This is a genomic window from Falsiroseomonas oryzae (genome assembly GCF_027856955.1).
GTDB classification, from domain to species: Bacteria; Pseudomonadota; Alphaproteobacteria; order Acetobacterales; family Acetobacteraceae; genus Falsiroseomonas; species Falsiroseomonas oryzae.
Genome location: NZ_JAPSMD010000191.1, coordinates 1 through 10,111, shown reverse-complemented (window position 1 = coordinate 10,111; position 10,111 = coordinate 1). Strand labels below are relative to the sequence as shown.

The window sequence follows — 10,111 nt, the reverse complement described above, 5'->3', positions numbered from 1 at the left end:
CGGGCCGCCGCGGCTTCCAGCGCCGCGCGGTCCGGCCCCTCCCCCGCCAGCAGCAGGTGCGGCGCGCGGCCTTCGGCGGCGAGGCGCGCCAGCGCCTCCAGCAGCACGTCATGCCCCTTGCGTCGGATCAGCGAGGCGACGCAGCAGGCGACCGTCGCATCGGGCGGGATACCCAGGCGCCGGCGCAGCGCCGCGCCCTCCGCCGGATCGGCCTCCAGACGCGCGGGGTCGATGCCGTTGTGCACCACGCGCAGCCGGCGCGGATCCATCCCGTCCGCGGCCAGCCCCGCGATGGTCTGTCGCGAGACGCCGACCGCGAGGTCCGCCAGATGCGTCAGGAAGGCGTAGCGGCTGCGCCGGTCCTCCTCCGCATGCAGGTGGCCGAGCACCGGGATGCCGGCGAGTCGCGCGACGGGCAGGCAGAATTGCAGCGGCGCCGGCCCGTTGGCATGGATCAGCGCGATGCCGTGCCGCTTCACCAGCGCCCGGCCCGCGCGGATGTAGGACAGCCAGCGCCGCAGCCGCAGCCGCCCCGCGCCGGTCGCCAGGAAATAGCCGAAGCGCCCTTCCTGCACCGGAATGCCGAGCGCGGTGCATTCGCGCGCCAGCGTCGGCGCATTGCACCACACCACCGGCTCGAAGCGAGTGCGGTCCAGCGAACGGGCGATGTCGAGCAGCACGCGTTCCTGCCCGCGGATCCAGTCCTCGCCCAGGTTGACGAAGAGGATCCGGCGCGGCGCGGCCATGGCCTCAGCCCTGCCGCAGCCGGGCCAGCACGGCGGCGAGCGCCTCCTCCACCGGCAGTTCGGCCACCGGGCCCTCCGTCCGCACCAGCGTGGCGCGCGAGCCATCGGCGTAGCTGCCGCTGTAGGGGGTGTAATGCGTGAAGTGCCGGTGCCGGCCGAGCAGGACGACGCCGGGGGCACCGACTGCGTGCGCAATATGCGCCGGCCCGCTGTCGATGCCGATGAACAGCGTGGCACGGCGCAGCAACTCGGCCGTCTCTAGGATGGACAGGCGGCCCGCCAGGCAGCGCTCGTCGTCGCGCCCCAGCACGAAGGGCGCGCCGCCGACTTCCAGCCAGGGCAGGCCGAGTTCACGCTCCGCCAGCGTGACGAGCTCGCGCCACTTCTCGGCGGGCCATTCCCGGCTGCTCTCGTTGGACATCGCGTGCATCGCGACGAACCGCTCGGGCAGGCGCAGGGAATCCACCCGCGCGACCGCGCCGGCGGGCGGCGACAGGCGCGGACTCTCGGTCAGCGGCGGGATCCCCGCGCCGAGGCAGGCCACGGTCAGCAGGCCGCCATGCTCGTAGTAATTGTCGTAGTCGACCGGAACCGCGAGGCCCGCCTTCTGCACAGGCACGTTCAGGACCGGACACCTCAGCCCGCTGACGTGAAGGTCCAAGGCGACATCGAAGAGCCGGGTTGCCCAGAGGAAGAGCCAGTCGGACAGGCAGGTGACGACCACGCAGTCGTCCACTTCGGGAAAGCTGCGAACGACCTCCTCGTAGGGTCGGCAGACAACCCAGACGATTCGCGCATCGGGAAAGCGGCGCCTCACGAGACGCACCACCGGCTCGACAGCGATGATGTCGCCCATCAGCCCAACGAGACCGATCGCAACGAGCGGACGCCCGCCGCGCTTCTGGCGGAGCACGCTCGCGACGTTGCGGACGAAGCGCCAGAGCGCCGGCAGGATGGCTCGCCGGCGGGCCTGTGCCCGCGGCCCGGGCTGCACGCTCCACCAGAGCTCCCGTAGGATAGACATGGGTGCCGGGGCGGGCACCTTGCGCCAGTCGTCCAGCCCCTGAGGCGGAGGCTGGGGGCCGGTCGGCGTGTCAGGGGCTGCGCCAGCCATCATCCGGACTTCGGCCGACGCGCCAGGGTTCCGGCGGGCGCACATACGGGCATATGCGGCGCCGGTCGCGCCGCGGCTGCCATCGCCCTTGCGATGCCAACGTGGCGCTCGCAGTCCGACACGTCCGCGATCCTCATCATGACGCCTCCAAGCGGCTCGTTCGCGTCGGTCAGGCCTGCGCCGCCGCGACGCCGCCAGATCCCGGGATCACGTCAGTCGCGGCGGAAGAAGGCCGCGACCTGGTCCCCGTCGCGCGCAGCATTCAGGGCCTGCGCACGCGACTCGAAGGCGGCCAGTTCGGCTTCGGAAAACAGGACGCGCCCGCCCACTGCGTCAACCAGCGGCACATCGCGCATATAGAGTTCGGAGGCCCAGAACTGGATGCCGGTGGAATCGTAGGTGACCTCCTCGGAGGAGAAGCCGCAACGACGCGCGAGCATCTCGAGACTGCGCACGGAATGGACGTAGAAGTGGCGAGGCGGATCGAGCTGGACCCAGTTCTCGCGGTAGGTCCGCCACGCAAGGCCACCCGTCACCGGAACCCGGATGATCAGCAGCCCGCCCGGTTCCAGCAGCCGGTGCAGTTCGCGGAAGACGCCCGGCTGGTCCGGCATATGCTCCAGGGCGTGATTCAGGGAGATGCAGTGGAAGCGCGCATCGACTTCCTGCAATCCAAGTTTCCGCACAAGCCGCCGCCCCTGGTGATAGATGTCCCTGTCGATGAACGGGTCGATGCCCTCGGCCCTCGCAAAGCCGACATCGCCCAGCTCGATCAGCAAGCGTCCCGAGCCGCAGCCGACATCCAGGATGCGTGCGTCGGGCGGCAATCGGTCCGTGTAGAGCTTCACGACCGGCTTGCGCTGTAGCCAGGCCTGCGTCGCCGGCTTCGCGATGTGGCGCTGCCACAGGCCGGGGACATGGGCCAGGGCCAGGTCGCGAAGACGGACCTTGGCGCGCTGCAGCGTCGTCGGCGCACGCCAGTCGAGACCCTCATCGGGTTGGAGCGAGTAGTAGTTGTCCCCGTAGAAGCGTCCGATATCGCTTGGATACTCCGCGATCTGCACGCAGCCACAATCCTCGCATTCGAGATACGCGAAACGCTCCCGGGTGCCGAACATCATCTCCCGCAGCACCAGGGGACGCACCTTGGTCGAGCCGCAAATGCGACACGGAGCATTCGGAGAAGAGTTCATGTGCCGCTCCTTCGGGTCCTCGGACCCATGGGACCGCCAACGCCCCCGGACCGGCGGCCGGTCATCAGCGCATCCCCTGCCCGCGCGCCAGGATGCCCGTGGTCGATCGCCCCGGCAGCAGGTCCACCAGCACCACCTGCCCACCCGCCGCCTGCACCACATCCGCGCCCACCACGCGGTCGATCGTGTAGTCCGATCCCTTCACCAGCACGTCGGGCAGCAGCGCGCGGATCAGTTCCAGCGGCGTGTCCTCCTCGAAGCTGGTCACGGCGTCCACCGAGGACAGCGCGGCGATCACCGCGGCACGATCGGCCAGCACGTTGACCGGACGCGACGGCCCCTTCAGCCGCGCCACGGAGGCATCGGAGTTCAGCGCCACCACCAGCCGGTCGCAGCGCCGCCGCGCCGCGCGCAGCAGTGCGACATGGCCGGCATGCAGCACGTCGAAGCAGCCATTCGCGAAGCCGACGCGCAGCCCATGCGCCTGCCAGTCGCGCACCAGCCGCGCCGCCGCCTCGTGCCCCAGCAGCGGCGTCTCCTCCGCCTCGGCGCCGGTGCGCAGCGCATGCGCCAGCTCGTCGCCGCTGACGGTCGCGGTGCCGAGCTTCCCCACCACGATGCCGGCCGCGGTATTGGCCAGGCGCATCGCATCCGGCAGCGCGTAACCCGCAGCATGCGCCAGCGCCAGCGTCGCGATCACCGTGTCGCCCGCGCCCGAAACGTCGAAGACCTCGCGCGCCTCCGCCGGCACGCCGACGGCCTCGCCCCCTGCGTGCACCAGCATCATGCCGCGCTCGGCGCGGGTGCAGAGCAGCGCCGGCAGTCCGGCCGCGCCCATCACGGCGCGCGCGGCGGCGACGACCTCGGCATCCGTCCCGGTCGGCAGGCGCGCGGCGCGGGCCAGCTCCTTCGCGTTCGGCGTCAGGCAATCGACGCCGCGATAGATGGTGAAGTCGTCGCTCTTCGGATCGGCGAAGACCGGGATGCCGCGCCGCTTGGCCGCCGCCACCGCGGCCGCGATCACCGCGGGCGTCAGCACGCCCTTCCCGTAGTCCGACAGCACCAGCGCATCGCTGTCCGGCAGCGCGGCCTCCACCGCCGCCAGCAGCGAAGCGGCCTCCGCCGCGTCCACCGGGCCCGCCACCTCGTCGTCCAGCCGCACCACCTGCTGCGTGCCGGCGATGACGCGCGTCTTGCAGATGGTCGGCCGCGTTGCGCTGACCGCGCAGCGGTCCAGGATGCCGGAATCGTCGGCGAGTTGCGCGCGGAACTCGTCGCCCGCCGCGTCGCGGCCGATCAGCCCGACCAGCACCGCCCGCCCACCGAGCGCGGAGACGTTGCGCGCCACGTTCCCCGCGCCGCCGGGCATGGAGAGGTTGCGCGCCAGGCGCACCACCGGCACCGGCGCCTCCGGAGAGATCCGCTCCACCGCGCCGTAGATGAAGCGGTCGAGCATGACGTCGCCCAGCACGAGGACGCGCGCGCGCGACAGGTCAAGCATGGACGCCCCTCCGCACGCTGCTGCGCATCAGCCCAGCCCCCGGACCAGCGGTGGCCCGAGAAGGTTCGCCACCGGCAGCGGCAGCCGCTTCCACGCGGCGATGAACAGCTTGTACTTCGGGTTGTTCGGGTTGTTCTCGGGGATGCGCGCGCCGTCGGCCAAGCGGTAGCAGTAGTGCAGCTGCTGCGGCTCGAAGCCCCAGTTCTTCTTGTAGTCGAAGGCGCCCGTGCCGGCCTTGCTGCGGCCGAAGTCGAAGCTCTTCGCGCCGCGCTCGCGATGCGCGCGGCGCATCACCTCCCAGTACATCACGTCGTTCGCCGAGAGCCCCCGCGCCGCCCGCGTGCCGCCGCCGTAATAGGGCAGCACCTCCTCGCGGAAGTGGAAGTTCAGCACCGCGGCCACCGGCGTGTCGCCCTGCAGCACCGTCGTCACGTCATGCTCGCGCGGGAAGGCCTCCGCCAGGGCGCGGAAGTAGCGGCGCGGGAAGACCGGGCTGCCCAGGTTGCGCACGCTCTCGGCATAGAGCCGGTGCAGCCGGTCGGTGTCGCTGTCGGAGACGGATCTCAGGCCGAAGCGGTTCAGCCCCTTGCGCACTTCCGCGCGCTGCTTGCGCGGGATGTTCCGCTCCATCCCCTTCACGTCGTCGTCGAAGGCGAGGATCGGCTTGCGGAAGGTGAAATACAGCGGCGACCGGCCGGTCCAGCCCGGGTCCTCGGCCTCGATCCGGCGGAACTCCAGCGCCGGCGCGCCGAGCTTCGCGCGCAGGTCGATCGCGTAGCTTTCCAGCGCCGCGGCAGCCTCCGGCGTGACGGCGGCGCTGCCGCCATAGACGCAGTACGGCGTGGAGGCGAGCAGGTCGCCGAACAGCAGCGTCTTCATCCGCGCCAGCGGCAGTACGCCAGTGATCGCGCCGTCCTGCTCGGCGAAGACGTAGTACGTCGGATGGCCGAAGCTGCGGCGGATCACCTCCGCCCAGGCGCTGCGGTGGAAGAAGGTGGCAGCCGGCGTCGCGCGGACGAACTCGTCCCAGGCGCGCGCCGAGCCGGCGTCGAGTTCGCGGATCCTGACCGTCATGCGCCGTCCCGGAGCGGTTGCGTCAGGCCGCTTCGCGCCGGGCGACGACGCCGGGCGCAGGTGCGGCGCCGATCGCGTCGGCGAACACCTCGTCCATGCGGCCCCAGGCGAAGTCGCGCAGCAGGTGCTCCAGCCGGCGCGCCATGCTGCCGAGCCCGGTGCGGTGCCGGAAGCGGGAGAGCCGGCCGGCTTCCGGCACATGCGGCTGGCCCGGATCCACTTCCCAGGGGTGGAAATAGAAGATGCCCGGCCGCCGCTCGCCCTGGTTCACGCGGCGCAGGCCGGTGCGGAAGACGGGATAGGGCACGATGCGGAACCAGCCCCCGCCCGAGCAGGGCAGGTTGCGCCCGGCGGCGCGCACGGTCGTCATCGGCAGTTCGACCACGCCGTCCGGATCCGGCCGGTACGCGTCGCGCGGCGCGTCGGCATCGCCGTACAGGTCGTGGCGGATCGGGAACAGCGAGGAGCTGTAGGTGTGGCCCTCCTCCGCCAGCACGCGGTGCGCCCAGGGCGTCAGCCGCGGCCCGATGGAGAAGGTCGGCGCACGATAGCCGCGCACCGCGACGCCGCCGGCATCTTCCAGCACGCGCTTCGCGCGGCGGATGTCGGCGCGGAACCCGGCCTCGCCGATCTGATGCACCAGTTCGTGGCCGTGGCCGTGGCTGGCCAGCTCGTGCCCGGCCGCGACGATACGGCGCACCAGCGCCGGGTGGCGCTCCGCGACCCAGCCAAGGGTGAAGAAGGTGGCGCGCACGCCGGCCTGCGCGAACAGTGCCAGCACGCGCTCCGTGTTCGCCTCCACGCGACGGTCCAGCCCCTCCCAGGCGTCGCGGCGGATCACGCCGGCATAGGCCTGGACCTGGAACCAGTCCTCCACATCCACGCTCATGGCGTTCCGGACGGTGGCGTTGCGCATCGGTGGACGGGTCATCGGCGCGTTCCGCTGAGCTCGGCGAGGAACTCCACCAGGCGGTTGAAGGCCCGCTCGCGCCGCGCCAGCGTGCGCTCCACGTTGTCGATGCGCTCCGCCAGCGCATCCAGCCGCGCCTCCAGCTCCGCCGAGTGGCGCGGGGCGCTGCCATAGGCGATGTCGCGCAGGGCGCCGCCGCCCAGATCCTCCTCGAGCTCGAGGGCGGTGCCCTCGACCAGCTCTGCGCTGAGATGCGGCGCCTGTTCCAGCGCGCCCGCCAGCAGCACGCGGGAGCAGAGGCGGTTGATCCGGCGCGGGATGCCGCCGGTGAAGCGATGCACCACGTCGAAGGCGCGGTCGTCCCAGGAGGGATGGCCGGTCCAGCCCACCGCGCGCAGCCGATGCTCGATGTAGGATTTCACCTCGTCGCGCGAGAGCCCGCCCAGGTGGAAGGAGGCCAGGATGCGCTGGCGCAGCTGGTCGAGGTCGGGGCTGGCGATGATGCGCCGCAGTTCCGGCTGGCCCAACAGGATGGTCTGCAGCAGCGCGCGCCCGCCGTCGGTGATGTTGGACAGCATGCGCAGCTCCTCGAGCCCCGCATGGGTCAGCGCCTGCGCTTCGTCCACGATCAGGATGTGGCGCTTCTCCGCCCGGCGCAGCGCGGCCATGATGCCGCGCAGCACGGTCGCCTTGTCGCCCTCCGCCGTCACGCCGAAGGCGTCTGCCACCAGCCGCAGCAGATCGTCGCCGGCCACCTGCGTCGTCATGATGCGCGCAACCACGAACTGCGCCGGATCCAGCGCGGCGCAGAAGCGCTCCACCAGCGTGGTCTTGCCCGCGCCGACCTCGCCGGTGACGACGACGAACCCTTCGCATTGCGCAAGGCCATACATCAGATGCGCGTGGGCGCGGCTGTGCACGGAGCTCGGGAAGAAGAGCCGGGCATCCGGCGTCATCAGGAAGGGGTGTTCGCGGAAGCCGTAGACGTCGATGTGCATCCGCGTGGGCTGCCTCAGAACAGCTGGCGGAGCGTGAAGAACGCCACGTTCTGGACCGTCCGCGCGCCCTGTTCGGGGATGGAGTTGATGAACTGATACTGCAGGCTGCCGATCAGGGTCGGGCTGAATGCCTTGAACAGGCCCGTCTGCACCGAATAGCTGGTCGTATCGCCGATCTGCGGTGATTCGCTCTGCCCGGCGCGGCCGATCAGGTTGAAGGACAGGCCGGGTTCAAGGTCCCGCGTCCAGGCGGCGGTCACCGTGTAGGTGGTCTGCTCGAAGGAACTGGTGCCGGCCGGCACGCTCACCGGAGTCTGGTCGAAGGTCGAGAAGGCCAGGGTGAAGGTGTCGCGGTTCCACACCTGGCTGGCCGCGAGCAGGCCGTTCTTGTCCCGCGTCACTGCGTTCTGCCGCACCACCAGCGGCCGGCCGACGGCCAGTGCCGCGGGCAGGCCGGTGGCCGCGTCCACGACCTGGCCGGCGGCGTTCGTGCGCAGCGCCACGCCGAACTGGTTCGGGGCGAGGATCGGCGCGCCCACGCTCTCGCGATAGCTGGCGACGAGGCGCGTGCGCACCCCGGCCAGCATGGCGCCATCGACGGTCCAGGATTCGAAGCCGTCGCGCTGGCCGTAGCGCACCGAAAGATAGGTGTCCGGGTCCGGTGTCCACCGCGCGCCGACGCCCCAGATCGGCTTGTCGATGCCGTAGGGCTGGACGCCCTTGTATTCCTGGTCCTGCCAGCCCGCCTCGCCCACCAGCGCCCATTCGCGCGTCAACTGGTAGCGGGCCTGCACGACGTAGGTGTAGTTGTGCGCGCCGTCATAGGCGCCGTCTCCGCTGTAGTTGGTCAGGCTGATCCCGGCATCCCAGGTGAGCAGCCCGAAGTAGTCGCCGGAAACCAGCCCGCCATAGATCGTGTTCGACGTGACCTGCTGGCTGGTGAAGAAGGGCGTGGCCTGGTTCGGGATGAAGGCGTTGGCGCCGTTCGAGAAGGACTGCGAGAAAGCGTAGCCGAGGCGGCCGCTGGCGAAGTCGCCGAAGCGCCGGACGATGTACGGCGAGATGCGGTAGGTCGTGCCCTGGACCGTCTGGTTCGCCGGGTTGCTGTTGTCGCCCAGCTGGCCGATCCGGCCGAAGCTGCCGGTCAGCGCCTCCGGCGTGCTGAAGGCGCTGGCCTCGATGAAGAAGAACTCGGGGATGACCGTCGCCAGCGCCTGGCCGGACAGGGTCTGGGTGATGTCGTTGTTGTCCGTCGTGCGCGCATAGACACGGAAGTTCGGCTGGTAGTTCAGCGTGCCGACGAGGCGCGGCGAGTTGCCCAATACGGTGATGCCGGGCGAGACGACCGCGTAGATGTCGCTGATGCGGTTCGTCGGCGTGAAGTTCACGTTGTCCGTGACGCCGCCGAGCACGTTGACATAGGGCTGGAAGGCCCAGGTCGGTGGCGCCACGCCCTGCGCACCGGGCGCGAAGGGCAGGGTCGGGTCCAGCTGGGGCAGCCAGAAGCGCGACGCGGCGGCGGATCCGGCGCTGTCGCCCGTGCCGATGCCCATGCCGCCGCCGAGGGGGCTGGACGATCGCGACGGGCCGCCGAAAAGGCCGAGCGATTCGCTGGCGGGCACCAGTTGCGCCTGCGCAGCCGGCAGGCCCAGCGCCGAGAGCGCCGCGACCGCGCCGAGGCCGGCGGGACCGAAGGCCCGGCGCCCGCGCGGGCGCCGCTCAGCCATTGTAATAGCCGTAGTAGCCATAGGCGCCGAAGGTGTTGCTCGAGACCCGCTGGGTCTGGTTCAGCACCAACTGCAGGTTCGGGCAAGCCTCGACCATGTCGAGCGCCGCCTCCACCTCGTCGCGCTGGGTGCTCTCGGCGCGCACCACGAGAAGCACCTGGCCCGCGACCGAGGCGAGCGCCGTGGGCTCGCTGGTGTAGAGGCAGGGCGGGGCATCGAAGATGATGATCCGGTTCGGCAGGGCAGCCGAGAGGCGGGCCACCGCATCGGCCAGCATGGCGCCGGAGGGCAGGTCCTGCACGCCCGGCTTGGGCGGGCCGTAGGGCAGGAAGCTCAGCCGGTCGATATCCGTCTTCAGCAGCAGCGATTCCGGCCGCTGCGCATGGTCCAGCGACAGCAGCCGCAGCCCCGGCGTGTCGTCCTGGCCCAGCAGGTGGGTCAGCGACCCCATCTGCTTGCCGTCGCCATCGACCAGCACGACCTGGTCTGGAGAGCCGATGGCGAGACGGGCGGCGACGTTCACCGAGCAGAAGGTCTTGCCCTCGCCGGGCTTGGCGCTGGTGACGAGGACGAGGCGCGGCAGGCGGCCTGGCACCGCCTCGGTCGCCTGCACTGTGCGCCGCACCTGGTGCTGCACCACGCTGAGCTCTTCCGTCACACGGCTGCGCGAATTCGCCGGACCGATCGCCACGAAACCCGCGTTGCGCAGCATGTCGAGCGTGATGCGCGGCGCGGCGGTCGCGGGCTGCGGCTCGGGCGCCGCCTGGGCAGGCGCGGTGTTGGCGGGCGCGGCATTGGCCGCCGACGGCGCCTCCGCCACGGGCGTCATGCGCGGGCGCGGATCGGGC

The 10,111-nt window shown here is 71.2% G+C and carries 9 protein-coding genes; all 9 read right to left on the bottom strand.

Annotated features, from left to right (window positions below; all coding sequences use genetic code 11):
* The coding region (locus tag OZN99_RS17720; RefSeq protein WP_270936593.1) for a glycosyltransferase at nucleotides 1-746 on the bottom strand (746 nt) is incomplete at its 3' end.
* 4 nt (nucleotides 747-750) lie between these two features.
* Nucleotides 751-1,770 (bottom strand): glycosyltransferase family 9 protein, encoded by a 1,020-nt coding sequence (locus OZN99_RS17715; protein WP_270936592.1) that lies wholly within the window; start codon nucleotides 1,768-1,770, stop codon nucleotides 751-753.
* Nucleotides 1,771-2,072: 302 nt separating this feature from the next.
* Nucleotides 2,073-3,005: a class I SAM-dependent methyltransferase gene (locus OZN99_RS17710; protein ID WP_270936591.1), complete on the bottom strand. Its 933-nt coding sequence runs from the start codon at nucleotides 3,003-3,005 to the stop codon at nucleotides 2,073-2,075.
* Nucleotides 3,006-3,117: 112 nt separating this feature from the next.
* Nucleotides 3,118-4,554: a D-glycero-beta-D-manno-heptose-7-phosphate kinase gene (gene rfaE1 / locus OZN99_RS17705; protein ID WP_270936590.1), complete on the bottom strand. Its 1,437-nt coding sequence runs from the start codon at nucleotides 4,552-4,554 to the stop codon at nucleotides 3,118-3,120.
* 27 nt (nucleotides 4,555-4,581) lie between these two features.
* Nucleotides 4,582-5,628, bottom strand: a complete 1,047-nt coding sequence (locus OZN99_RS17700; RefSeq protein ID WP_270936589.1) for a FemAB family XrtA/PEP-CTERM system-associated protein — start codon at nucleotides 5,626-5,628, stop codon at nucleotides 4,582-4,584.
* A gap of 22 nt (nucleotides 5,629-5,650) precedes the next feature.
* On the bottom strand, nucleotides 5,651-6,559 hold the full coding sequence (locus tag OZN99_RS17695) for an XrtA system polysaccharide deacetylase (protein ID WP_270936588.1): 909 nt from the start codon (nucleotides 6,557-6,559) through the stop codon (nucleotides 5,651-5,653).
* Nucleotides 6,556-7,536: an AAA family ATPase gene (locus tag OZN99_RS17690; protein WP_270936587.1), complete on the bottom strand. Its 981-nt coding sequence runs from the start codon at nucleotides 7,534-7,536 to the stop codon at nucleotides 6,556-6,558. Before OZN99_RS17690 ends, OZN99_RS17695 begins: the two co-directional genes overlap by 4 nt.
* Nucleotides 7,537-7,550: 14 nt before the next feature.
* Entirely contained in the window at nucleotides 7,551-9,263 is a 1,713-nt protein-coding gene (locus OZN99_RS17685) for a TIGR03016 family PEP-CTERM system-associated outer membrane protein (protein ID WP_270936586.1), read from the bottom strand.
* Nucleotides 9,256-10,111, bottom strand: an 856-nt coding sequence (locus OZN99_RS17680) for a CpsD/CapB family tyrosine-protein kinase (RefSeq protein WP_270936585.1), incomplete at its 5' end; no start/stop codon positions are given. The genes OZN99_RS17685 and OZN99_RS17680, both read right to left, overlap by 8 nt.

Coding starts and splice junctions, on each gene's coding strand:
- OZN99_RS17715 (WP_270936592.1), bottom strand. CDS start 1,770: ATGTCTATCCTACGGGAGCTCTGGTGGAGCGTGCAGCCCGGGCCGCGG.
- OZN99_RS17695 (WP_270936588.1), bottom strand. CDS start 6,559: ATGACCCGTCCACCGATGCGCAACGCCACCGTCCGGAACGCCATGAGC.
- OZN99_RS17690 (WP_270936587.1), bottom strand. CDS start 7,536: ATGCACATCGACGTCTACGGCTTCCGCGAACACCCCTTCCTGATGACG.
- rfaE1 (WP_270936590.1), bottom strand. CDS start 4,554: ATGCTTGACCTGTCGCGCGCGCGCGTCCTCGTGCTGGGCGACGTCATG.
- OZN99_RS17685 (WP_270936586.1), bottom strand. CDS start 9,263: ATGGCTGAGCGGCGCCCGCGCGGGCGCCGGGCCTTCGGTCCCGCCGGC.
- OZN99_RS17700 (WP_270936589.1), bottom strand. CDS start 5,628: ATGACGGTCAGGATCCGCGAACTCGACGCCGGCTCGGCGCGCGCCTGG.